Here is a 23,467-nt window from a genome sequence, read left to right as displayed (position 1 = left end):
GATCCGCAGATGAGTCAATAGCCGCGCATCATACGCCTCTATTGCTCAGGCTTCAGAGGTCTGCGCTGACCTGCGTCGCCGGTGGGCAGGTTTGTTCGCCGTTGTTCAGGCCCTGCTTGTAGTTGCGGCTCAGCAGCGAGGCCTTGCCGTTATGCCAGGTGAGCGTCAACACATACAACGTGTCGTAGTCATTGCCGGACCAGTCTTGGGTGATGGTGTGCTTTTCGCCCACCGCTTCGCTGGCCACCTTGTTGATCAATTCCGGCAGATAGCCGTGGGACCAGGCGGTGTAGATGATGGCGTTGTGGTACTTGTTTTCCACCAGTTCGTCGGCGAGGGCGCTGGTGTCATTCGCCGAAAACTTGATGTTCACCGGCAAGCCGAGCTTGATCGCGCTGGGGCTGATGGTCATCAGTGGGCGAATGTAGCTGTAGGAATTATCTTTTTCGCCTTCCTCGACATTGCGCGTCGGGTTGGCGGCGAAGACGAAGTTGGCCTTGCCGAACTTTTCCGGCAGCACGGTGGCCAGGTTCATCGCACGGTTCAGGCCCTGGCAATTGAGTTGGCCCAGGCCGCCGACGGGTTTTTCGCCGTGGCGCAGGAACACCAGGGTTTGCACGCCGTCCACCGATTCGGCGCGGCTGATGCGCGATTGCAGGGTCAGGTCGAGGGCGCCGCCGACCAGCAACAGCGGTAATATGATGTATGAATATCGTTTGAGGCGTTGCGCAAGGCACAGAGGCTTTATTGTCATTGGGCTCGAGTCTTCAGTGCATCGGATTAAGGCGGACAAGCCCGGCCCCAGTGACACACGCGGCGTCCTGCGGGTTCCGTGTCTTATTAACAGGGTGCCTCCATTCACCGTTCAGCGCACTTAAGAGTCCACTCGGCCACTTTGGTTCGCTCGTGGGGGAGAGTAGCGAGGGCATGTTGCGCAATGATGACCCATGCAGGATGCCGGACAGATGATTATCATGGGGGTTTCCGCCGAGGGATATCCCGATGAATTCACTCGCCGCTTTCCCGATCAACCGCAAATGGCCCGCCCAGCATCCGGAACGCCTGCAACTGTATTCGCTGCCCACGCCCAACGGGGTAAAAGTCTCGATCATGCTCGAAGAGCTGGGCCTGCCCTACGAGGCGCACAAAGTCAGCTTCGAGACCCAGGACCAGATGTCGCCCGAGTTCCTGTCGCTGAACCCCAACAACAAGATTCCCGCGATCATCGACCCCAACGGCCCCGGCGGTCAGCCGTTGGCGCTGTTCGAGTCCGGTGCGATCCTGCTGTACCTGGCGGAAAAAACCAGCCAGTTGCTTTCCGAAGACCCGGCGACACGTTATGAAACCATTCAGTGGCTGATGTTCCAGATGTCCGGCATCGGCCCGATGTTTGGCCAGGTGGGGTTCTTCAACAAGTTCGCCGGCAAGGCCTACGAAGACAAGCGCCCGCGTGACCGCTACGTCGCCGAGTCGCGGCGCTTGCTGGAAGTCTTGGAAAAACGCCTGCTGGGCCGCACCTGGATCATGGGCGACGACTACAGCATCGCGGACATCGCGACGTTTCCGTGGATCCGTAACCTGATCGGTTTCTACGAATCCGGTGACCTGGTCGGCATCGCCGATTTCCCCAATGTGCTGCGCGCGCTGGACGGCTTTGTCGCACGTCCGGCAGTGATCCGTGGCCTGAACATTCCGAGCTGAGCCCATGCCGACTTTCGATTTCAAACAACTGGATGTCTTCAGCAGTGTGTCGCTCAAAGGCAACCCGCTGGCAGTAGTGCTGGGGGCCGACAGCCTCAGCGAGCAACAGATGGCCGACTTCGCCAAATGGACCAACCTCAGCGAAACCACGTTTTTACTCACGCCCCGCGATCCACGGGCTGACTACCGGGTAAGAATCTTCACCACCTTGCAGGAGCTACCGTTCGCCGGGCACCCGACGCTGGGCAGTTGTCATGCATGGTTGCAGGCGGGGGGCATTGCGCGAGGGGAGGAAATTATCCAGGAGTGCGAAATCGGCCTGGTGCGTATCCGTCGCCAAGGCGATGAGCTGGCGTTCATCGCGCCGCCGTTGTTGCGCTCGGGCCCGCTGGAGGCGGCGTTGCTGGAGCGCGTGCGGCTGGGGTTGGGCCTGGCGCCGGAGGCTATTGTGCGCAGTCAGTGGGTGGACAACGGCGCAGGTTGGCTGGCGGTGATGCTGGCCGACCGCCAGGCGGTGCTCGATCTGCAGCCCGATTACTCGCAGTTGCTCGGTCTGGCGGTGGGCGTGATTGCCCCCTGCGATCCCGAACGCGACGCTGTAGACACGCACTTTGAAGTGCGCGCGTTCATCGCCGGCGACGGGTCCCCGGAAGACCCGGCCACCGGCAGCTTGAATGCCGGGGTGGCCCAATGGTTGTTGGGCGAAGGCCTGGCACCGAACTGTTACGTGGTCAGCCAGGGCACGGCCATGGGGCGCGCGGGGCGTATCCGCATCGAGCGCCAGGGCGATGAGATCTGGGTCGGCGGTGCTGTGGCGGTGTGCATCGAAGGGCGTCTACAGCTCTAGATCAATGCAATTGTTGTGGGCCTTGCCATAAACTATTGCCTGCCTGGCATTTGCGCTGCCGGGGTCGGGGGGCATACGCTTTCGCCCCAACGTTTTTAGCCTTATTCAGGACAGCCATGACCAGCCAGTTCCCTCAAGCCCGCCCACGCCGTCTGCGCCGCTCCCCGGAGTTGCGTAGCTTGTTCCAGGAAACCGAGTTCACCCTCAACGATCTGGTGCTGCCGATTTTCGTCGAAGAAGAAATCGACGACTTCGTACCGATCACCAGCATGCCGGGTGTGTTGCGCATCCCTGAGAAAAAGCTGGCCGGGGAAATCGAGCGCTATGCCCGCGCCGGGATCAAATCGGTGATGACCTTTGGCGTGTCCCACCACCTGGACGCCAGTGGCAGCGACACCTGGAAGGAGCGCGGCCTGGTCTCGCGCATGTCTTCGATCATCAAGGACGCCGTGCCGGAAATGATCGTGATGTCCGACACCTGTTTCTGCGAATACACCGATCATGGCCATTGCGGTGTGATGCATGGCGCCCATGTCGACAACGACGCGACCTTGGTCAACCTCGGCAAGCAAGCCGTGGCGGCGGCTCGTGCCGGTGCCGATGTGATCGCGCCGTCGGCGGCGATGGACGGCCAGGTTCAGGCGATTCGCCGGGCGTTGGATGACGCCGGTTTTACCCATATTCCGATCATGGCCTACTCCACCAAATTCGCTTCGGCCCTCTACGGCCCGTTCCGTGAAGCGGGTGGCAGCGCGCTCAAGGGAGACCGCAAAAGCTATCAGATGAACCCGATGAACCGCCGCGAAGCCGTGCGTGAATCGCTGCTGGACGAGCAGGAAGGCGCGGATGCGCTGATGGTCAAACCGGCCGGTGCCTACCTCGACATCATCCGCGACATCCGCGAAGCCTCGCGCCTGCCGGTGGCGGCGTATCAGGTCAGCGGCGAGTACGCGATGATCAAATTCGGTGCTCAGGCAGGCGCGATCGATGAGGACCGCGTGGTGCGGGAAACCCTGGGTTCGATCAAGCGCGCCGGCGCGGACCTGATCTTCACTTACTTCGCCATGGACCTGGCGCTGGCAGGGATCTAAAGCGCCCAACCTGTGGGGCGGGTAAGCCCGTCCCCCACAGTGGGTTGCAGCGTTTTTCAGCGCTGTGCGAGCGCCAGGTTCAAGCCCAACCCCGCAAAGGCCGCCGCAAAACTGCGCCGCAGCCAGTTCTGTACCCGTGGTGACTCGATCACTGCGCGGCGAAACACATTGGCCAGCAGGCCATACACCACAAACACCGCAAACGTCATGGCCATGAACACGCCGCTCAGCACCAGCATTTGCAAGGCCGGCGCCGTGCTGGCCGGTGTGACGAACTGAGGCAGGAAGGCCAGGAAGAAAATCGTCAGCTTGGGGTTGAGAATATTCAGCAAAAAGCCGCGCAGCATCAGGCCACGGGCCGTGGTTGCCGTTGGTGTGTCATTCACCGCGAAGGCCGAACGATCGCGCCAAGTGGCGTAGGCCAGGTACAGCAAGTAGGCGGCTCCGGCGAATTTCAGCGCTTCGAATGCCAATGCGCTGGTGTGCAGCAGGGCGGAAAGGCCGAGTATGGATGCCAATAAGTGCGGGATGATCCCAGCGGTACAGCCCAGCGCGGCGAACACGCTGGCGCGCTTACCGGCCATGAGCCCCGTGGACACGGTAAAGATCACGCCGGTGCCGGGAATCAGCACAACGATCAGGCAGGTGATGAGAAAGTTCATGCTGAGCATGGCATTCAAACTCCTTGTACGAATGGTCGGTGAAAGATCCTGTCATATTCGCATTGTGTTGGCGAGGGGGCCACAGGGCGAACCCGCGTTAGACTTATCGGTCGATATCTGCATCGCCCGGCCCATCGCCCCTCAAGGAAGCCCCATGCACCTACGCCGCCTGATCCTGTGTCTCACGCCCTTGCTGGTGCTGGCCGGTTGCTCGACCACACGCGGCCCGCAACAGCCGGAGCGCAGTGAAGCTGAGGTCAAGGCGCAGATCGTGCGTTTGCTGCCCGCCAAGGTCGCCGATCGCAACGGTTGGGCCCAGGATATCTACACCGCTTTCGATACCCAGCACATCTACCCGAGTACCGAAAACATCTGCGCCGTGCTGGCGGTGACTGAGCAAGAGTCCACTTACCAGGTCGACCCACCTGTGCCGAACATGGGCAAGATCGCCCAGGATGAAATCCTGCGCCGTGCCGGTAAGGTGCATGTGCCGGCGGTGTTGGTCCGCACGGCACTGCAACTGCGTTCGCCCACTGGTAAGTCCTACGCCGATCGCTTGAATGCCGCCCGCACGGAGAAAGACTTGAGCGGGATCTTCGATGACTTCATCAGCATGGTGCCCTTGGGTAATACGCTGTTTGGCGGCTTCAACCCGGTACACACCGCCGGCCCGATGCAAGTCAGCATCGACTTTGCGCAGAAGCAGGCGCGGGGTTATCCCTACACGGTAGACGGCACGATCCGTCGGGAAGTGTTCACGCGACGTGGCGGCATGTACTTCGGCATCGCCCATTTGCTTGGTTACCCGGTGAGTTATGACCGGCCGTTGTACCGGTTTGCCGACTTCAACGCCGGTTGGTACGCCAGCCGCAACGCTGCGTTCCAGGCCGCCGTCAGCCGCGTCTCAGGCACCGAGTTGGCGCTGGACGGGGATTTGATCCGCTACGGTTCGCTGCTGCCCGGCAGCACCGAATTGGCAGTGCGTTCCCTCGGCGCCCGGCTGGGCATGCGCAACCCCAGCATCCGCAGTCAGCTGGAGCAGGGCGAACAGTTGGATTTTGAGCAGACCACGCTCTACACCCGCGTGTTTGCCCTGGCCGACACGGCGGCCGGCAAACCGCTGCCGCGCGCGATCCTGCCGGGCATCGTGCTCAAGAGCCCGAAGATCACTCGCAATCTGACCACTGCCTGGTTCGCCCAGCGGGTGGATGAGCGTTATCAGCGCTGTACGAAGCGCTGAGGCCGGTCCTGAGCGGGGTTGGCGAATCAGCCCCAGGCATTGCAGAGGATATGTGCGGCTGATGGTAATGGTCGCCGTGTGAGGCCTGGGGTACACCTCATGCCTGACTCCAAGGAAGACTCCGCGATGATCGCTCACGCCGTGCCCGAAGGTTTTGTCTCACTGCCGCGCAGCAGCCCGCTGCTCGACTTGTTGGGCCCGGCGTATTGCCGGGGTGAAGGTCTGCAACTGGAAATCGGCCTGCGCGCCGACAACCGTCATGCCAATGGCCGCGGCACGGTGCATGGCGGGGTGTTGGCGACTCTGGCGGATATCGGCATGGGCTACGCGATGGCGTTTTCCAGTGAGCCGCCATTGCCGTTGATTACCGCGAGCATGACTGTCGATTACCTGGGCGCGGTGCAAGTGGGGGAGTGGATCGTGGTACGACTGGAGCATCACAAGCGTGGCCGGCAAATGGCGTTTGCCACGGTGAGTCTGCAGGTGGAGGAGAAAGTCGTGGCGCGGGCGAACGCGGTGTTTGCGGTGCCGCGTGCGGACTGACAGACGAAAAAAAGCCCGGTTTTTCGTGGAACCGGGCCTTTTCGTGTGTTGCTCTTGAATCAGCTGCGCTCAAGGGCCAGGGCTACGCCTTGGCCGCCACCGATGCACAGTGTCGCCAGGCCTTTTTTGGCGTCGCGCTTGATCATTTCGTGCAGCAGGGTCACCAGTATGCGGCAGCCTGATGCGCCGATCGGGTGGCCAATGGCAATCGCGCCGCCGTTGACGTTGACTTTGTCGGCGTCCCATTCCAGCTCTTTGGCCACCGCCAGGGATTGCGCGGCAAAGGCTTCGTTGGCTTCGACCAGGTCCAGGTCGCCGACGCTCCAGCCGGCTTTGTCCAGGCAGCGGCGGGTGGCCGCGACCGGGCCGATGCCCATGATGGCCGGGTCGACGCCGGCATTGGCGTAGCTGGCGATACGCGCCAGAACGGGCAGGCCAAGGGCCTTGGCCTTGTCGGCGCTCATCAGCAGCACCGCGGCGGCGCCGTCGTTGAGGCTGGACGCGTTGCCCGCAGTGACGCTGCCGTCTTTCTTGAACGCGGGTTTGAGTTTGGCCAACGACTCGGCGGTGGTGCCGGCGCGCGGTTGTTCATCCACGGCGAAGGCCACCGGGTCGCCCTTGCGCTGCGGGATCAGAATCGGCGTGATCTCATCGGCAAAGCGGCCGGCTTCGATGGCGGCGGCGGCTTTTTGCTGGGACGCGGCGGCGAAGGCGTCCTGGGCTTCACGGCTGATGCCGTACTTGTCCACCAGGTTCTCGGCGGTGATGCCCATGTGGTAGTCGTTGAATGCATCCCACAGGCCGTCGGTGATCATGCTGTCGATCATCTTGGCGTGGCCCATGCGCAAACCGGTGCGCGCACCAGGTAATACGTAGGGGGCCAGGCTCATGTTCTCCATACCGCCGGCGATGATCACGTCGGCATCGCCACAACGGATGGCCTGGGCGCCCAGGTGCAGGGCCTTGAGGCCCGAACCGCAGACCTTGTTCAAGGTCATCGCGGGTACGGCATGGGGCAAGCCGGCGAGGATCGACGCCTGGCGCGCCGGGTTCTGGCCTGAGCCTGCGGTGAGTACGTGGCCGAGGATCACTTCATCCACCTGGGCCGGGTCGAGGCCGGTCTGCTCCAGCAGGCGACGGATTACGGCAGCGCCCAACTCCGGTGCCGGGATGCTCGCGAGCGATCCTTGAAAACTGCCTACGGCGGTACGTGTGGCAGCAACAATCACAACGTCTTGCATGGAATGTGTCCTCACTGGAATTGCATTTCTGGAACGTGGTCGGGGACGATTAGTTTACCGGCTGTCTTGCTGACAATCTCTTCAATACTGACCCCTGGGGCACGCTCCTTTAGGATAAAGGCGCCGTTGTCGATTTCCAGGTATGCAAGGTCCGTCAGCACACGCTTGATGCAGTGGGCACCGGTCAGCGGCAGGGTGCATTGGCTGAGCAATTTGGACTCACCGTCCTTGGAGGCGTGGGTCATGATCACGATGATGTTTTCCGCGCCGGCCACCAGGTCCATGGCGCCGCCCATGCCCTTGACCAGCTTGCCCGGGATCATCCACGAGGCGATGTTGCCCTGTACGTCCACTTCAAACGCGCCGAGCACGGTGAGGTCGACATGGCCGCCGCGAATCATTGCGAAGGACTCGGCGGAGGAGAAGATCGAGGCGCCGATGCGCGCGGTCACGGTTTGTTTGCCGGCGTTGATCATGTCGGCATCGATGGTGTCTTCGGTGGGAAACGGGCCCATGCCGAGCAGGCCGTTTTCCGATTGCAGCATCACTTCCATGCCTTCCGGGATGTAGTTGGCCACCAGGGTCGGAATGCCGATGCCCAGGTTGACGTAGAAACCGTCCTGCATTTCGCGGGCGACGCGTTGAGCCATTTGTTCGCGGGTGAGAGCCATTGTGCTGTTCCTCTTGTTCTCTTCGGGCTGGAGGGATTATTTGCGGACGGTGCGCTGTTCGATGCGCTTCTCGAAGGTGCCGCAGATGATCCGGTCGACGTAGATGCCAGGGGTGTGGATCTGCGACGGTTCCAGCTCGCCCGGTTCGACGATTTCCTCGACTTCGACCACGGTGATCTTGCCGGCGGTGGCGGCCAGCGGGTTGAAGTTCTGGGCGGTGTGGCGGTAGATGACGTTGCCGAAGTGGTCGGCTTTCCAGCCTTTGACGATGGCGAAGTCACCGGTGATGGATTCTTCCATCAGGTACGGGCGACCGTTGAATTCGCGGGTTTCCTTGCCTTCGGCCACCGGGGTGCCGACGCCGGTGGCGGTGAAGAAGGCCGGAATGCCAGCACCGCCGGCGCGCATTTTTTCCGCCAGGGTGCCTTGGGGGGTGAGCACCACTTCGATTTCGCCGCTGAGCAGTTGCTTCTCGAACAGGGCGTTTTCGCCCACATAAGACGCGATCACTTTGCGGATCTGCTTTTGTTCCAGCAGCACGCCCAGACCAAAGCCGTCGACGCCGCAGTTATTGGAAACCACGGTCAGGTCGCGGGTGCCTTTGCGCTTGATCTCGGCGATGAGGTTTTCCGGAATGCCGCACAGGCCAAAGCCGCCAGCGAGTACGGTCATGCCATCTTCCAGGCCTGCGAGGGCTTCTTCATAGGACGCCACGCGTTTATCGAAACCTGCCATATGCACCTCTTTTATTGTTAGTGGGCCAGCCAATGCCTCGAGTGTTGCGCCGACGGATTGATTTGTTAAGTTGTTTTTTAAGGTTGATTGATTTAAAAAACTGCATAGTCGAGCCGTCGTCCGGAGTAATGTCATGACCGTCAAACAGATGCGTGCCTTTTTGGCCGTGGCGCAGAGCCTGAGTTTTGCCGCCGCCTGCGAGCGCCTGCACCTCTCTCAGTCGGCGCTGAGCCTGACCATCAAAGGCCTGGAAGAAGGGCTGGGCGGGCGCTTGTTCAGCCGCAATACACGGAATGTCGCGCTGACCCCTGAAGGGGAATCCTTATTGCCGCTGGCGCGTCGGCTGATTGCCGATTGGGACAACGCCGAGGATGAACTGCGCCAGCGCTTCACCCTGCAGCGCGGGCGCGTAACGGTGGCGGCGATGCCGTCGTTTGCGGGCAACCTGCTGCCGCCGATCCTGAAGATATTCCGCGCGCGTTACCCCCATGTGAACGTGACGGTGCATGACCTGATCAACGAACAGGTGCTGGAAATGGTCCGTGATCGCCAGGTCGAGTTGGGCGTGGCGTTCGAACCGTCCGAGGGGTCGTCGCTGGCGTTTACGCCGTTATACCTGGACCGCTTCATTGCCGTGGTGCCCATGGATTCACCCTTGGCACTGCGTGCTGAAATCGACTGGAAAAGCCTGTTGGAACAACCGTTCATTGCCCTGCAACGACCCTCGACGGTACGGGTGATGCTGGAGGAGCATCTGGGTGCCTTGCAGATGAAATTGCCGGTGGCGCTGGAGAGTCATCAATTGGCGACGGTGGGCAAGATGGTTGCCAGTGGCCTGGGGGTCAGCGCCGTACCGGCATTATGTGCGCAGCAGATGCAGGAGGCGGGCGCCCATTGCATCACCTTGACCGATCCGGTGATCGAGCGGCCGATTGGTGTGTTGACCAAACCGGGGCATGAACTGTCGGCGGCGGCACAGGTGTTGTTTGATATTTTCCGCGATGAAGCAGGGAAAGGGCGTTACCCCAACTTTTGAAGTTGCATAAAAAATGTGGGAACTGGCAAGCCAGCTCCCACATTAGTTGAGAAGTACTTAGTAGTAGCGGTCGATTACTTTAACTTGCGAGTTGTCTTTGAAAGACTCCCACGCGTGGTTAAGTGTGTCGAACACTTGCTCGATGAAATTGCGATCGGCCGCCGCTTTCTTGCCGACATAACCCTGGCCACGGCGGTACATCTTCAGGCGCGCCGCCAGTTCACGGTTGTTTTTGTCGAACTCGGCTTCTTCGGTGTGGGGCGCCAGGCAGTCAATTTGGACTTTGCCCGATTTGCCAATCCACAGGATATGGTCGTCGAGTGTGTCTTTCTGCGCTGCGAACATCTCAGCCAATTCTTCGATAGTTGGTTGGTTGTTCAGATTCATGTGTAAGCCCCTTGACCAGTTGGCGATCTATCAATTGATTCGTTAAAACTGCTTAGTTGTCTCCGGTTCCGAAAACCGGGCGTCAGTGACGGTCTGCCGAATACGGGCAGGGTCTTGAACCTGATGCATGTAGTCTTGCTGATGAACTGCTACGCAATGGTTTCATAACGAAGACAAGCAGCGTTTGAGCTCCTTGTACCGAACCCTTCGGGTCGGTCAGCTTCATCAATCTGCCTTGTGGGCAGTGCACATCCGGAAGAAACAGCTCGGCGGTCAGACGAGCTTGTTCAAAACGCTTGTTACCAACGCTCCCGATCCGGGAGACGTCTAGATCATGCAAGGACAAAAAGGTTACGTCAACGGTTATGTAGTGATTATTTTTGATCACTACATAAATCGCCGTGGGGACGGGGGCATGCGAGGAGGTGTGACTTAGGCGTCATTTTTTGTGCGGTGGGTCGCTGCAGTTCGTTGGCTTGCCCGGGTCTCCCGCTGATTTTTGAGGGGCGTGCCCTGGCTATCCCAGGCGCTCTGCCAATAGCGGCAACAACCGCTCGCAGGATGCCGCGATCTTCAGTTGCAACAACTCATCCCCACGGGTCTTGCCCAGATTGATGGCAATCACCGGTTTGCCTTGCTCGACCATCGCCTTGCACAGGCGAAACGCCGAATAGGCCATCAGCGACGACCCCACCACTAACAGCCCCTCGGCGTGTTCCACCGCCGCCATCGCCCTGGCGGCGGTGGCCTGGGCAACGTTTTCGCCGAAGAACACGACGTCCGGTTTGAGCCGTTCACCGTCGCAATGGGGGCAGCGGGGCACGCGAAAACGTTGTTCAAACGCTGCGTCGAGCAGCGTATCGCCGTCGGGTGCCTGCACGGCGTCGACGCCCGCCAGGTACGGGTTCTCGGCCTCCATCAACCGTTGGATCACATCGCGTGCGCTGGGCCGATGGCAATCCAGGCATAGCACGCGATGCAAGCTGCCATGCAGCTCGATCACATCCTCACTACCGGCCTGGTCATGCAGCGTGTCGACGTTTTGTGTGATCAGCCCGCTGATACGCTGGCGATGTTGCAAGGCGGCCAGCGCCAGGTGGGCCTGGTTCGGCTGCGCAATCCGCACCCGTGGCCAGCCCAGCATCGCCCGTGCCCAATAACGGCGCCGCGCTTGCGGGGTGGCCAGGAACTCCTGGTACATCATCGGCGCCTTGCCTCGGCGCACGCCTTCGCTGTCCCGATAATCCGGGATACCTGATGACGTGCTGATCCCCGCCCCGGTCAGCACCAGAAAACGCCGTGCGGCCATGGCCCGGTGCAGAGTGTCGAGGTGGTCTTCTTGATGTTCGAGCATGGGCTCTTCTATTCGCCGCGAATGTATTGCTCCAGTTGCTTGATCAGGTTGGCTTGTTCGGCAATGGCTTCCTTGACCAGGTCACCGATGGAGAGCAGGCCCAGCAGTTTTCCGTCGACGACCACCGGTAGGTGGCGCAGGTGACTGTCGGTCATGATGTTCATGCAGGCTTCGACTGTCTTGTGGGCATCGACCGTGATGACTGGAGAGCTCATGACCTCGTGGACTTTGGTGGTGACGGAAGAAAGGCCTTTGAGTATCAGCTTCCGTGCGTAATCGCGCTCGCTGATGATGCCAACCACCTCACCCTGCTTGACGACCGGCAAGGCCCCGACATTTTTCGATGACATCACCACCAACGCTTCGAATACGGTGTGGTCCCATTCAATGGTGTGGACTTCCTGGTTTTGCTTGTCTTTGGCTTTGAGTACTTCTGAGACGGTTTTCATGGTGGCCACTCCGGTGTTGTTGTTAGGAAGTCAGCAATCCCCTACAGAATCCTAGACGGCCGGCGCCGGAGCAAGGACCAAAGCGGCGTTAAAACTGTCGAAAAACGTCATCCGCCGGATTTATTCATGGTTTACCCGGTACTTGTCGGCTTTTTCGCCCGCTTTGGGCTGGCCGCCGTCTTGCGGGGCGCGGCCGTGCGTTTCTTCTTCCACGGGGTGGCGCCGCGGCCTGCCGGGCTGGCGGGGCCGGTGATGGTCATACGCATACCGTTGCAGCGGGCCACTTGCTTGCTCATCCAGGCCGCTTGCTTGGCGACGAATTCTTCCAGGCTCATTTCGCCGCTTTGCACCATGTCCAGCGCCTGTTCCCAGATCGCCGTGGTGCCCGGGTCGGCGATGGCGCGCGGCACCGCATCGATCAGGCTGAACGCCGCCGGGGTGGCCGAGAGGGCCTTGCCGTTCTTCACCAGGTAGCCTCGGTCCAGCAGGCCCTGGATGATCCCGGCGCGGGTGGCTTCGGTGCCGATGCCGGTGGTGTCCTTGAGCTTTTGCTTGAGCAACGGGTCTTCCACCAGCTTGGCGACGTTTTTCATCGCCTTGATCAGGTCGCCCTCGGTGAAGGGTTTGGGCGGCTGGGTCCACAGGTCCTTGAGGTTGACCTTGGCAACGGCGTAATCCTGGCCCTGCACCAGCGCCGGCAGGGCTTGCGGCACTGGCGCCTCACGGCCTTTGGCGGGTGCAAGGGCTTCGGGCAGCGCGCGTTTCCAGCCCGGCTCGATGACGACTTTGCCCACCGCGCGCAGCGCTTGGCCGGCACAGTCGAAATCCGCCTGGGTGCGGTCGTATTCATGGTTGGGCAGAAACTGCGCCAGGTAGCGCGCGCGAATCAGTGTGTAGACCGCCCGATGCTTGCCGGTGAGCTGCCCGGCATCCTTGCCGGCGCCGGTGGGAATGATGCCGTGGTGGGCGCTGACCTTGGCGTCGTTCCACGCCCGCGAGCGGCGCTGGGGATCGAGATGCGGCATCAGTTCGTTGACGGCCGCGTCGGCCCGGCCCAGGGCGGCAAGGATCTTCGCCGCGTCGCCATGCTGACTCAATGGCAGGTAGCCGCAATCGCTGCGCGGGTAGGTGATGGCCTTGTGGGTTTCGTACAGCGATTGGGCGATGTCCAGGGTTTCCTGGGCGCCGAGACCGAGCTTCTTCGAGCAGATTTCCTGCAACGTCCCCAGGTCGAAGGGCAGGGGCGCGACCTCGCGCATGCGTTCGGTGCGCAACTTCACCAGCCGCGCACTGGCGGCGTGGGTCATGGCGTCGGCGGCGTCCCGGGCGAGTTGCGGGTTGAGGCAGCGGCCTTGGTCGTCACAGGCATCGTCGACGGCGCGCCATTGGGCGGTGAAGGTCATGTGCGCGTGGCGCAGGTCGACGTCGATGGCCCAGTAGGCCACCGGTACGAAATCGGCGATGCTGCGGTCGCGGTCGACCACCAGGCGCAGGGTCGGGGTTTGCACCCGGCCCACCGGCAGCACGCCTTGGTAACCGGATTGGCGGCCGAGCAAGGTAAACAGGCGGCTCATGTTCATGCCGATCAGCCAGTCGGCGCGGGAACGGCCGAGGGCCGAGTGGTACAGGCTGAAGGTCTCGGCGCCGGGTTTGAGCGCGGCCAGGGCCTTGCGGATGGAGGCGTCGTCCAGCGCCGACAGCCACAGGCGTTGGATCGGCCCGCGATAGCGGCAATGTTCCACCAGCTCGCGGGCGATCATTTCGCCCTCGCGGTCGGCGTCGGTGGCGATCACCAGTTCCAAGGCTTCCCCCAGCAGGCGCTTGACCGCCTTGAACTGGGCGGCGGTCTTGGGCTTGACCCGCATCTTCCATTTGTCCGGGACGATCGGCAGGTCGGCGAGCACCCAGCGCTTGTACTTGGCGTCGTAGGCGTCGGGCGGGGCGGTTTCCAGCAGGTGGCCGATGCACCAGGTGACGGTCACCCCGTTGCCCAGCCAGCAACCGTCGCCACGGCGCGTGGCGCCGAGCACGGCCGCAATATCCTTGGCCTGGGAGGGTTTTTCACAGAGGAACAGCCGCATGGTCATCACATCAGATCGGGTTGATGCCTTGCAGGATGCGTAGTCCGAGGGATTTGAGCAACCATTATCTGTATGGATGTACAGCAATTTGTGTGGCGCCGCAGAGCAGATGTGGGAGGGGGCTTGCTCCCTCCCACAGGGGACCTGCGGTGTTCAGGTGGTCGGGTCAGTTGTTGTCGATATCCACATGCCGCGTTTCCTTGAGGCAGAACATCCCGACAACCAGGCTCACCCCGGTCACGACCACCGGATACCACAAGCCATAGAAGATATCGCCGGTGTACACCACCAGGGCAAACGACACGGTCGGCAGGAAGCCGCCAAACCAGCCGTTGCCGATGTGATAGGGCAGGGACATCGAGGTGTAGCGGATGCGTGTCGGGAACAGTTCCACCATCAACGCCGCCAGCGGGCCGTAGCACATGGCCGCGATCAGGATCAGCACCACGATCAGCACCACCACCATCACCTTGTTGACCTGCGCCACATCCGCCGATGTCGGGTAGCCGGCCAGGGTCACGGCGGCGCGCAGGGCCGACTCGTCAAAGCCATCGATGTGCACGTCGCCCACACTCACCTGCACCGGGCTGCCTGCGGGGGCGGCGGCGCTGCTGTAGGGCAGGCCTTGCTTGACCAGGAAGGTCTTGACCTTGTCGCAGGGGCTGTCAAAACGCGCCTTGCCCACCGGGTCGAACTGGAAGGTGCAGGTGGCCGGGTCGGCCAGCACGGTGATCGGCGCCTGGCGACTGGCCTGGTCCATCGCCGGGTTGGTGTAGTGCGCCAGGCCCTTGAAGATCGGGAAGTACAGCGCGGTCGCCAGCAGCAGGCCGAGCATCAGCACCGGTTTGCGCCCGATCTTGTCCGACAGCCAGCCGAAGAAGATAAAGAACGGTGCGCCAATCACCACGCTGATGATCAGCAGCATATTGGCCAGGGCCGGGTCCATCTTCAGGAACTGCGTGAGGAAGAACAGTACATAGAACTGTGCCGCGTAAAAGGTCACCGCTTGCCCGCCGTTGATGCTGAACAGCGCAATCAGCACCACCTTGAGGTTTTCCCACTTGCCGAAGGACTCGCGGATCGGCGCCTTGCTGGCCTTGCCTTCCTCCTTCATTTTCAGGAACGCCGGCGATTCATGCAGGCTCATGCGGATCCAGGTGGAAATGCCCAGCAGCACGATGGAAAACAGGAACGGAATGCGCCAGCCCCACACTTCGAACTGATCGCCAGTGAAGTAGCGGCAGGCCAGCACCACCAGCAATGACAACAGCAGCCCCAGGGTGGCGGTGGATTGAATCCAGCTGGTGTGCAGGCCGCGCTTGCCGGCGGGGGCGTGTTCGGCGACATAGGTCGCCGCGCCGCCGTACTCGCCGCCCAACGCCAGGCCTTGCAGCATGCGCAGGGCGATCAGGATGACCGGCGCGGCAATGCCGATGCTGGCATACGTCGGCAGCAGGCCGACACAGAACGTCGCCACACCCATCAGGATAATGGTCACGAGGAAGGTGTACTTGCGCCCGATCATGTCGCCCAGGCGGCCAAACACCAGCGCGCCGAACGGGCGCACCACAAAGCCGGCCGCGAAGGCCATCAAGGCAAAGATAAACGCCGTGGTGTCGTTGACCCCGGCAAAGAACTGTTTGCTGATCACCGCCGCGAGGGCGCCATAGAGGAAGAAGTCATACCACTCGAATACCGTCCCCAGGGACGAGGCGAAGATGACTTTTCTCGATTCGCTGACGGTGCTCGTGCTGACCGCCGAGCCCAGGGTTTGAGCATGTTCTGACATCGGGTATCCCTCACAGTGATTATTTATTGTTGTTCCACTGTCGGCGCCAACCTCAGCGCCGGTCTGTTTTCCGTTCCTCTGTAGGCGCGCGCTTGCTCGCGAAAATCGCCAACGATTACGCGGGAAATCTGGATGAACGCGGCGCCTTTGTGTTTTTCGCGGGCAAGCTCGCTCCTACAGTGTTCGGTGAAAGGATCAGTTGCGCGGCTTTCTCCGCGATCATCAGCGTCGGTGAGCAGGTATTGCCGGATGTGATGCGGGGCATGATCGAGGCATCGGCGATGCGCAGCCCCGGCACGCCATGCACCCGCAACTGCGCGTCGACCACCGCGTCCTGGTCACTGCCCATGCGGCAGGTGCCCACCGGATGGAAGATCGTTGTGCCGATGCGCGCCGCGGCTTCGTGCAGTTGCTCTTCGGTTTGCAGCGCATCGCCGGGCAAGTATTCCACCGGTTTGAACGGGCTCAGGGCCGGCGCGGCGACGATCCGTCGAGTCAGGCGAATCGCGTCGGCGGCCACCCGCAGGTCTTGCGGATGGCTGAGGTAATTGGGCTGGATCAACGGCGCATCCGCCGGGTTGGCCGAGCGAATATCGATACGCCCGCGGCTTTGCGGGCGCAGGTCGCAGACCGACGCGGTAAACGCCGGGAACGCGTGCAGCGGCTCGCCGAAGCGCTCCAGGGACAGCGGCTGCACATGGTATTCAAGGTTGGCCGAGGTTTGTTCCGGGCCCGAGCGGGCAAACGCACCGAGCTGGCTGGGCGCCATCGACAGCGGGCCGCTGCGGTCATACAGGTAACGCAGGCCCATGCCCATTTTGCCCCACACGCTGCCCGCGATCTGGTTCAGGGTGCGCGCGTTTTCCAGCTTGTAGATCAGCCGCAGTTGCAGGTGGTCCTGCAGGTTGCCGCCAACCCCCGGCAGTTCATGCAACACATTGATGCCGAGCGGCTTGAGCACGTTGGCGGGGCCAATCCCCGAACGCTGCAAAATGCCGGGCGAACCCACGGCGCCAGCACACAACACGATTTCCTTACGGGCCTTCCAACGGAGCGACTGGCCGTGCTGACGCCCGACCACTGCCGATGCGCGGCCGTTTTCCAGCAACACGCGGTCGACTTCGACTTCGGTCAAGACCGTCAGGTTCGGCCGTTGGCGGATCGGTTTGAGGAACGCCTTGGCCGCATTCCAGCGGACGCCGGCCTTCTGGTTGACCTGGAAGTAACCGCAGCCTTCGTTATCGCCCTGGTTGAAGTCGCTGACATTGGCGATGCCGCTTTGCGCCGCGGCCTCGCGAAACGCATCCAGGATCGGCCAATGCAATCGCTGTTGCTCGACGCGCCACTCGCCGCCGTCGCCGTGAAATGCCGAACCGCCAGCAAAATGGTTCTCGCTGTGCTTGAACAGCGGCAGCACGTCTTCCCACGCCCAGCCCGGGTTGCCTGCCGCCGCCCAGCCGTCGTAGTCCTGAGCCTGGCCGCGCATGTAGATCATGCCGTTGATCGACGAACAACCGCCGAGCACCTTGCCCCGCGGGTAACTCAGGGCGCGGCCTTGCAGGCCGGCCTGGGCTTCGGTCTTGAAGCACCAGTCGGTGCGTGGGTTGCCGATGCAGAACAGGTAGCCGACGGGGATGTGAATCCAGGGGTAATTGTCGCGACCACCGGCTTCAAGCAACAGCACACGGTGGGCGGGGTTGGCGGACAGTCGATTGGCCAGCAGGCAGCCTGCGGGGCCGGCGCCTACGACGATGTAATCGTATTCAGCAGTTGCAGTGGGCATCTGAGGTCTCGCTTGTTTTTCTTATTGGCTCCATCCTAGTTGTTAGTTTTCGTCTTAAAAATGTTAGTTTTTACCCAGTGGCTGTGCGTTTTTAAACAGTGCGGTCCAGGCTCACGGATTGGAGGCGCTATGTTCGACTGGAATGACCTGCGGTTTTTTCTTGAGTTGCAGCGCAGCGGCCGCCTGCTCACCGCCGCGCAACGCCTGAAAACCACCCACGCCACCGTGGCGCGGCATATCGAGGCGATCGAGAAAAGCCTCGGCACCGCGTTGTTTGTGCAGCACGCCCACGGCTATGAGTTGACGCCGTCCGGCGAGGCCCTGCTCAAACACGCCGAAGCCATGGAAAACGTCGCGCTGCTGGCCGAAGACGAACTGACCCACACCGCCGCGCCCCTGGGCAAGATCCGCCTGGGCGTGGCCGAAGGGCTGGGGGTGATGTTCCTCGCCAGCCGCATGGGCGGGCTGTTCGAGCGCTATCCGGGGTTGGAAGTGGAGCTGGTGGCCGTGCCGCGTTTCGTCAGCATCCTCAACCGCGAAGCCGAAATCAGCATCCACCTCGAACGTCCCAGCGTCGATCAACTGGTCACGCGCAAACTCACCGACTACCGCCTGGCGCTCTATGCCAGCCGCGCGTATCTGGCGCGCACCCCGCCGATTGAAAAACGCGAAGACCTCGCCGCCCATGCCTGGATCGATTACGTCGACGATCTGCTGTTCAGCCAGGAACTGAAACTGCTCAGCAGCTTCTGCCGCAACCCCAAAGTGGTGTTCCACAGCACCAGCGTGATCGCCCAGCACCAGGCGGCGCGTTCCGGGCTGGGGATTGCGGTGTTGCCGTGCTTCATGGCGGCCGGTGATCCGGACCTGGTGGCGTTGTTGCCGGGGGAGGGGATTCAGCGCAGCTATTGGATCAGCTCGCGCCGGGAACTGCACAAGTCAGTGCGGCTGCGGGTGTTGTGGGATTACGTGGTGGAGTTGTGCGCGCGGGAGCAGGCACTGTTGCTCGGCGGGTCCACCTGAAGAACCTGGATCAAAAATGTGGGAGGGGGCTTGCCCCCGATAGCAGTGTGTCAGCCAAAACATGCATGACTGAAGCAGCGCTATCGGGGGCAAGCCCCCTCCCACATTGGATCTGTGGTGTTGCTTGAACTGAGTCAATCGCGCAAGACGAATTCCGCGCTGCCCAGCCGTTCTCCATTCACCAGCACATGCACCGCATGCTTGCCCGGGTAGTGCTTGCGCGTGGTCAGTTCACGGATATGTTGTTCGCGGCTGATGTGCTGCTGCTCGCCTGCGCCAAGGGTAAAGGCCTTGAGCTTGAACACTTTGGCCGCACGGTGGCCGGCGCTTTTTACGTAGTCGATGGCGTAGTCCACCACCAGTTTTTGTGGTGCGGCGGCGGTGGATTCGAGGCTGAAGGTCAGGTTGATCCGCTCCCCCAGTGTGATCACCGCCGGCGTGACGCGCAGGTGATGAATCTTGACCTCGGCCTTGGCTCCCGCGCCGATGATCGTCAGCGCGCGGGTGTTGCCCTGCTTGATCAGGCTGCGCAGTGCATGGCGGGCGATCCAGGCGGTGTGCGGGTTATCCAGCGACCAGCCTTCGATCAGGCTGAGGACCCAATCGGGGTGGTCCTTGGTGATGTCGTTGAGGTGGTTGGCCACGGACTTGCGCACGTAGAGGCTGCTGTCGGCCTTGAGGTTGTCGAGGATCGACGCGCACAGCGCGGGGGTGGCCTGCACGTCGGCCAGGCGGAATGACCACGGCAGGCGCGGTCGCGAGCCTTCGCTGGCGAGGCGGCGCACGTGTTCGTTGTCATCCAGCGACCACTGTTGCATCACCGCCAGGGTGCGTTGGAAGTCGTGCAGCAAGAAGTGCCGGATCGCGAATTCGGCGGAGCCAAAGGTGGTGAAATATTTGAGCGCGGCCATGGAGCGCTCGAAGTCATCCCGGCCATGACTCGCCACGTAGTGCGGCAGGAACAGGCTGACAAAGCCGCTGTTCAAGCGCGGCGCGAGGGCATAGAGCAGCGTGAGAGTCTGTGGGTAATCCAGCGGGATCACCGCATGCAGGCTGTCGCTGACCCGCGCCACGCGCTGCATCACCGACAACTCGGCCAGCCCGGCCTTGGCGTGCTGGAGAAAGCCCTGGGCGTCGAACGCCGGGTACACCGCCGTCATCTCGGTGGCGATGTGTTGCAGGCGTTCGGCGTTGAAGATTTCCTTGAGGGCCGGGGCGCTTTGGTCGGTCATCGGTGATTCCATGGGGGGTTAGAGAAACCAGCGGTATTCCCGTGCGTTGATCTCCTGCTGAAACGCCAAGTGGTCCTGGCGTTTGTTCTCGCAGTACACGTCGACAAATTCCGCGCCCAGCTTATCGCGCAATACCGCTTGATGTTGCATGGCGCGCACGGCCTCGAGCATTTCCAGGGGGAAGTCGGTGCCGCTGTTGCGGTCGTCGTTCAGTGGGGCGATGGGTTCGCGCTTGGCGTCAAGCCCATGCTCCAACCCCACCAGAATCGCCGCCAACACCAGGTACGGGTTGGCATCGGCGCTGGCCAGGCGGTGTTCGATACGCAGGTTGCGCGGGTCGGACTCGGGGATGCGTACGCACGCATCGCGGTCTTCGAAGCCCCAGCTGGCACGGGTGGCGGCGTTGACCGTACCGCCCAGGCGGCGGAAGGCGTTGTGGTTCGGCGAGAAGATCGGCATGCAGTGCGGCAGCAACTCCAGGCAGCCGGCCACGGCGTGGCGCAGGGGTTGCTGTTGATGGGCCGCGAGTATGTTGTTGCCGGCGCCGTCGTACAGGCTGACATGCACATGCATGCCGCTGCCGGGGAATTGCAGGTAGGGTTTGGCCATGAAGCTGGCGCGGTAGCCGTGCTTGAGCGCCACGCCACGGGTGCTGCGGCAGAACAGGGCGGCCCAGTCGGCAGCGCGCAGGCCATCGTCCAAGTGGCCGAAGTTGATCTCGAACTGGCCGGGGCCGAGTTCTGCGGTGATCACCGTGATGTCGATGCCTTGGTCCTTGGCGGTTTGCGCCATATCGTCGAGCACCTCGCTGAAGCGCGACAGTCGCTCGATATGCAGGTTGGGCTGGTCGTCGGCGTCGTCACTCAGCGGGTCGCGGGCGAATTGCGGCAGGCCGTTGTCGAGCTGCTTGTCGAACAGGTAAAACTCCAGTTCAAAGGCCACCACCGGGTGAATGCCTTTGTGGTGCAGGCGTTCCAGGACCTTGGCCAATACTTCCCGCGGTTCGAATTCGATCGGCGCTTGCGTACCGTCCGAGGTGATCAGCATCTGGCCCAGCGGCTGCGACTCCCAGCTCACCGGCTTGAGCGTGCCCGGCACCAGGCGGCGGTTGGCGTCGGGGTCGCCGTCGTTGAAGCAGTAATCACCGATCTTGAACAACCCGCCCTGAACCCCCAGCAGCACGGCGTTCTGCGGCAGCTTCAAGGGGCCGCCGGCGGCGACTTTTTCCAGCATCTCCACCGGGTAGCGCTTGCCGTAGAAATGCCCGGGGATGTCCAGGGCGATCAGGTCGACATAACGCACGTCGGGGTGGTTCTGGCGAAAGCTCCGTACTTCGGCCAGCAGCGTGGAGGAATGGCTTTTCACGGGTGTAGCTCCTAGTTGTAAACCCACAGCACGCGGGCGGGCAGTTCGGTCAGGTTGGCGTAGCGGCAACGGGCGAAACTGGCCAGGTGGAAGCTGTCGCCTTGGTGCAGGGTGACCGAGTCGGCTTCCCCTTCCACCCACAGCGTCAACTCACCCTCCAGCACAAACCCGGCCTGCTCGGCGCGGTCGCTCATGGTCTGCTCACCGCTATTGGCTCCGGGGGCCAGCAGGCTGTCGAGCATCGAAAACGCACCGTTCATGTTGGGGGAGACCAGGATGTCGGTGATGCCATTGGCGTAATACACCGTGCGCCGCTCGTTGGGGCGCGTCACCCAGTTGATGGCCTTGGGTTTGCTCAGGCTGTAGAAATAGGTGGTGGGCACGTCAAGGGCGTGGCTGATCGCGGTCAGGTCCGCCACGGTCGGGCGTGACAGGCCTCGTTCGACCTGAGACAGGAAACCCACCGAACGCTCGATCTTTTGCGCCAATTGCGCGAGGGTGAGTTTCTTGTACTTGCGCAGGTCGTGGATCAGGATCGCCAGGGCTTCGAGTTCTTCTTGTTGGTTCATGAAATTTATTTCGTTAAATTTCATGAAAAATTACAGGATAAATTTCACGAGAGCAATGGGTTTGTGCTGCTCAAAACCACTAACGGCACCATCCTCGAGATCACCCCGGTCAAGCGATAATCCGCTGGCAACGCCTGCTTTTTTCGGGTTCCTGAGGTAAGGTGACCGGCTGCAATGGCCGCGTTACCTTCATGGAATGAGAGCAGGATGCTTGCCACCCTAAGACACTACCCCCGCACAGTGAAGCTGTTGCTGTCCGCCACGTTGATGTTGACGCTGGCCAAGGCGATCACCTTTCCGTACCTGGTTATCTACCTCACCCGGCACTTTGCCCTGGACATCACCCAGGTCGGCCTGGTGATCGGCAGTTCGCTGATCGTCGGTTCGTTGCTCAGCGTGTATGGCGGGTTTCTCGTCGATCGCATCAGCAGCTATCGGTTACTGCTGGGCTTGAGTGCGCTGTTTGTCGTGGGCTTTATCGGTACGGTGCTCGCGCAGACTATCTGGGCGTTCTATGGCTGCCTGATCCTGATCAACCTGGCTTACGCGGTCATCGATATTGCGATCAAAGCCGGCTTTGCCAGCCTGTTGCCGGAAGACGCGCGCAGTGAGGTGTTTTCCATCAAGTACACCCTGACCAATATCGGCTATGCGGTGGGGCCGCTCTTTGGTGCGATGGTGGCCAGGCTGGATATCAGCTTGCCGTTTATGCTGTCGGCGCTGTTGGGGGTGGGGTTTTTCCTGCTGTACTGGCGCTGGGGTGATCGTGCGCTGGCCACTGTCGATGCCACGCAAAAGCCGGTGTCGTTCCTGGCTGTCGGCCGCGTGCTGTTGAAGGATCGGCGCCTGGTGTGCTTCACCGTTGGCGGCGTGCTCAGTGCGGTGGTGTTCGGCCAGTTCACGGCTTACCTGTCGCAATACCTGGTGACCACCACCACTGCTGAATACACCTACAAGGTCATCAGCGCGGTGCTTACGACGAACGCCGTGTTGGTGATTGCCTTGCAATACGTGATCGGTCGGCGCATCTCGCACCGTTACCTGAGCCAATGGCTGATCTTCGGCTTGAGCATGTTCATGCTGGGGTTGATCGGCTTTGCGCTGTCCACCAGCGTACTGTGGTGGGTGCTGGCGATGGCGGTGTTTACCGTGGGGGAAATCGTCGTGTTCCCGGCCGAGTACATGTTTATCGACCGCATTGCCCCGGACCACCTGCGCGGCATGTATTACGGCGCGCAAAACCTGTCCAACCTCGGCGCCGCGCTGGGGCCGGTGCTGTGCGGGTTGGTGTTGGCCAGCCTGCCGGCGCATTACATGTTCTACATGCTGGGGGCGTTTATCGTCGGTGGCGGGGTGTTCTATTTCATGGGTGCGAGGCTGAAGGCAAGTCATCCAGAGTGAGTTTGCCCAGGTGGTTGCTGTGCAGCTCGTAGCGTAATTCTTCGACCATCTTGTCCACTTCTTGCGGGGTCTGCAGCCGATTGGTGCTGATCCCGGTGACCACCAGGTCGACCCGGCCGGTTTCGGCGTCGAAGACTTTGAGGGTCAGCGACGCGTCCCGGCACAGGGTGAATTCGCACGTCAGCGGCGACAGGCCTTCTTCGATGCAATTTCGCAATTGAGACAGGGTAAACATGCTAATTCCTTCCGGGTGTGGAATACGACGAC

General features: G+C 61.7%; 23 protein-coding genes. 8 read left to right on the top strand and 15 right to left on the bottom strand.

Annotation, left to right across the window (positions count from 1 at the left end; genetic code table 11):
- Positions 1 to 52: 52 nt before the first annotated feature.
- Positions 53 to 754, bottom strand: a complete 702-nt coding sequence (locus ACP7E3_RS24875) for a hypothetical protein (RefSeq protein ID WP_046384028.1) — start codon at positions 752 to 754, stop codon at positions 53 to 55.
- Between the two features lie 248 nt (positions 755 to 1,002).
- Here ACP7E3_RS24875 and ACP7E3_RS24870 point away from each other — a divergent pair, with 248 nt between their 5' ends.
- The 3 genes from ACP7E3_RS24870 to hemB all read left to right on the top strand — a co-directional run bounded on the left by ACP7E3_RS24870 (position 1,003) and on the right by hemB (position 3,639).
- The gene (locus tag ACP7E3_RS24870; protein ID WP_177033120.1) at positions 1,003 to 1,701 is read left to right on the top strand and encodes a glutathione S-transferase N-terminal domain-containing protein; all 699 of its coding nucleotides are present in this window, start codon (positions 1,003 to 1,005) and stop codon (positions 1,699 to 1,701) included.
- Between the two features lie 4 nt (positions 1,702 to 1,705).
- Positions 1,706 to 2,548 carry a PhzF family phenazine biosynthesis protein gene (locus tag ACP7E3_RS24865; protein ID WP_057004904.1) on the top strand — a complete coding sequence of 281 codons (843 nt, stop codon included), beginning with the start codon at positions 1,706 to 1,708 and terminating at the stop codon, positions 2,546 to 2,548.
- Positions 2,549 to 2,664: 116 nt separating this feature from the next.
- Positions 2,665 to 3,639, top strand: a complete 975-nt coding sequence (hemB, locus tag ACP7E3_RS24860; RefSeq protein ID WP_017847039.1) for a porphobilinogen synthase — start codon at positions 2,665 to 2,667, stop codon at positions 3,637 to 3,639.
- Positions 3,640 to 3,695: 56 nt separating this feature from the next.
- Here hemB and ACP7E3_RS24855 read toward each other — a convergent pair whose 3' ends face one another.
- Positions 3,696 to 4,310 carry a LysE family translocator gene (locus ACP7E3_RS24855; RefSeq protein WP_046384025.1) on the bottom strand — a complete coding sequence of 205 codons (615 nt, stop codon included), beginning with the start codon at positions 4,308 to 4,310 and terminating at the stop codon, positions 3,696 to 3,698.
- A gap of 145 nt (positions 4,311 to 4,455) precedes the next feature.
- Here ACP7E3_RS24855 and ACP7E3_RS24850 point away from each other — a divergent pair, with 145 nt between their 5' ends.
- Together ACP7E3_RS24850 and ACP7E3_RS24845 are read left to right on the top strand one after the other, a co-directional pair.
- The gene (locus ACP7E3_RS24850; RefSeq protein ID WP_426124720.1) at positions 4,456 to 5,541 is read left to right on the top strand and encodes a DUF1615 domain-containing protein; all 1,086 of its coding nucleotides are present in this window, start codon (positions 4,456 to 4,458) and stop codon (positions 5,539 to 5,541) included.
- A gap of 126 nt (positions 5,542 to 5,667) precedes the next feature.
- Positions 5,668 to 6,084, top strand: coding sequence for a PaaI family thioesterase (locus tag ACP7E3_RS24845; protein WP_079443303.1), 417 nt, complete (start codon positions 5,668 to 5,670; stop codon positions 6,082 to 6,084).
- Positions 6,085 to 6,143: 59 nt separating this feature from the next.
- Here the strand turns inward: ACP7E3_RS24845 and ACP7E3_RS24840 are convergent, their stop codons facing one another.
- The 3 genes from ACP7E3_RS24840 to ACP7E3_RS24830 are packed head-to-tail and all read right to left on the bottom strand — an operon-like array spanning position 6,144 to position 8,731.
- Positions 6,144 to 7,325, bottom strand: coding sequence for an acetyl-CoA C-acetyltransferase (locus ACP7E3_RS24840; RefSeq protein ID WP_046384023.1), 1,182 nt, complete (start codon positions 7,323 to 7,325; stop codon positions 6,144 to 6,146).
- A gap of 11 nt (positions 7,326 to 7,336) precedes the next feature.
- Positions 7,337 to 7,996 (bottom strand): CoA transferase subunit B, encoded by a 660-nt coding sequence (locus ACP7E3_RS24835; RefSeq protein WP_010566045.1) that lies wholly within the window; start codon positions 7,994 to 7,996, stop codon positions 7,337 to 7,339.
- A 36-nt stretch (positions 7,997 to 8,032) separates the two neighbouring features.
- Positions 8,033 to 8,731, bottom strand: coding sequence for a CoA transferase subunit A (locus tag ACP7E3_RS24830; protein WP_017847044.1), 699 nt, complete (start codon positions 8,729 to 8,731; stop codon positions 8,033 to 8,035).
- 133 nt (positions 8,732 to 8,864) lie between these two features.
- Here ACP7E3_RS24830 and ACP7E3_RS24825 point away from each other — a divergent pair, with 133 nt between their 5' ends.
- A complete protein-coding gene (locus ACP7E3_RS24825) occupies positions 8,865 to 9,767 on the top strand; it encodes a LysR family transcriptional regulator (RefSeq protein ID WP_046384021.1) in 903 nt (300 codons plus the stop codon).
- A gap of 57 nt (positions 9,768 to 9,824) precedes the next feature.
- Here the strand turns inward: ACP7E3_RS24825 and ACP7E3_RS24820 are convergent, their stop codons facing one another.
- The 6 genes from ACP7E3_RS24820 to ACP7E3_RS24795 form a co-directional block, all read right to left on the bottom strand.
- A complete protein-coding gene (locus ACP7E3_RS24820; protein ID WP_017847046.1) occupies positions 9,825 to 10,154 on the bottom strand; it encodes a hypothetical protein in 330 nt (109 codons plus the stop codon).
- A gap of 517 nt (positions 10,155 to 10,671) precedes the next feature.
- Complete coding sequence (locus ACP7E3_RS24815; RefSeq protein ID WP_126588463.1) at positions 10,672 to 11,508, bottom strand: NAD-dependent protein deacetylase; 837 nt, start codon at positions 11,506 to 11,508, stop codon at positions 10,672 to 10,674.
- Positions 11,509 to 11,516: 8 nt separating this feature from the next.
- Positions 11,517 to 11,957: a CBS domain-containing protein gene (locus ACP7E3_RS24810; protein WP_017847048.1), complete on the bottom strand. Its 441-nt coding sequence runs from the start codon at positions 11,955 to 11,957 to the stop codon at positions 11,517 to 11,519.
- A 131-nt stretch (positions 11,958 to 12,088) separates the two neighbouring features.
- Positions 12,089 to 14,038 (bottom strand): DNA topoisomerase III, encoded by a 1,950-nt coding sequence (locus ACP7E3_RS24805; protein ID WP_079444999.1) that lies wholly within the window; start codon positions 14,036 to 14,038, stop codon positions 12,089 to 12,091.
- Between the two features lie 166 nt (positions 14,039 to 14,204).
- Positions 14,205 to 15,827 (bottom strand): MFS transporter, encoded by a 1,623-nt coding sequence (locus ACP7E3_RS24800; protein ID WP_108525649.1) that lies wholly within the window; start codon positions 15,825 to 15,827, stop codon positions 14,205 to 14,207.
- 115 nt (positions 15,828 to 15,942) lie between these two features.
- Positions 15,943 to 17,610 carry a GMC family oxidoreductase gene (locus ACP7E3_RS24795; RefSeq protein WP_169881438.1) on the bottom strand — a complete coding sequence of 556 codons (1,668 nt, stop codon included), beginning with the start codon at positions 17,608 to 17,610 and terminating at the stop codon, positions 15,943 to 15,945.
- A gap of 129 nt (positions 17,611 to 17,739) precedes the next feature.
- Here ACP7E3_RS24795 and ACP7E3_RS24790 point away from each other — a divergent pair, with 129 nt between their 5' ends.
- A complete protein-coding gene (locus tag ACP7E3_RS24790) occupies positions 17,740 to 18,633 on the top strand; it encodes a LysR family transcriptional regulator (RefSeq protein WP_017847052.1) in 894 nt (297 codons plus the stop codon).
- A gap of 134 nt (positions 18,634 to 18,767) precedes the next feature.
- Here ACP7E3_RS24790 and ACP7E3_RS24785 read toward each other — a convergent pair whose 3' ends face one another.
- The 3 genes from ACP7E3_RS24785 to ACP7E3_RS24775 are packed head-to-tail and all read right to left on the bottom strand — an operon-like array spanning position 18,768 to position 21,799.
- Complete coding sequence (locus ACP7E3_RS24785) at positions 18,768 to 19,865, bottom strand: DNA alkylation repair protein (RefSeq protein ID WP_128192023.1); 1,098 nt, start codon at positions 19,863 to 19,865, stop codon at positions 18,768 to 18,770.
- 18 nt (positions 19,866 to 19,883) lie between these two features.
- Complete coding sequence (locus tag ACP7E3_RS24780) at positions 19,884 to 21,230, bottom strand: glutamine synthetase family protein (RefSeq protein ID WP_046384015.1); 1,347 nt, start codon at positions 21,228 to 21,230, stop codon at positions 19,884 to 19,886.
- An 11-nt stretch (positions 21,231 to 21,241) separates the two neighbouring features.
- Positions 21,242 to 21,799, bottom strand: a complete 558-nt coding sequence (locus ACP7E3_RS24775) for a helix-turn-helix domain-containing protein (RefSeq protein WP_017847055.1) — start codon at positions 21,797 to 21,799, stop codon at positions 21,242 to 21,244.
- A gap of 207 nt (positions 21,800 to 22,006) precedes the next feature.
- Between ACP7E3_RS24775 and ACP7E3_RS24770 the strand changes: the two genes are divergently transcribed.
- Entirely contained in the window at positions 22,007 to 23,200 is a 1,194-nt protein-coding gene (locus ACP7E3_RS24770; RefSeq protein ID WP_169864748.1) for an MFS transporter, read from the top strand.
- Here the strand turns inward: ACP7E3_RS24770 and ACP7E3_RS24765 are convergent.
- Positions 23,163 to 23,435, bottom strand: coding sequence for a DUF1652 domain-containing protein (locus ACP7E3_RS24765; RefSeq protein ID WP_017847058.1), 273 nt, complete (start codon positions 23,433 to 23,435; stop codon positions 23,163 to 23,165). The two genes, ACP7E3_RS24770 and ACP7E3_RS24765, sit on opposite strands and share 38 nt — an antisense overlap.
- Positions 23,436 to 23,467: the final 32 nt, after the last annotated feature.

This window comes from Pseudomonas sp. PSPC2-3 (assembly GCF_049898265.1).
GTDB classification, from domain to species: domain Bacteria; phylum Pseudomonadota; class Gammaproteobacteria; order Pseudomonadales; family Pseudomonadaceae; genus Aquipseudomonas; species Aquipseudomonas veronii.
Note: the sequence above shows the minus strand (reverse complement) of the source record. Positions and strands in the feature narration are given on the sequence as shown.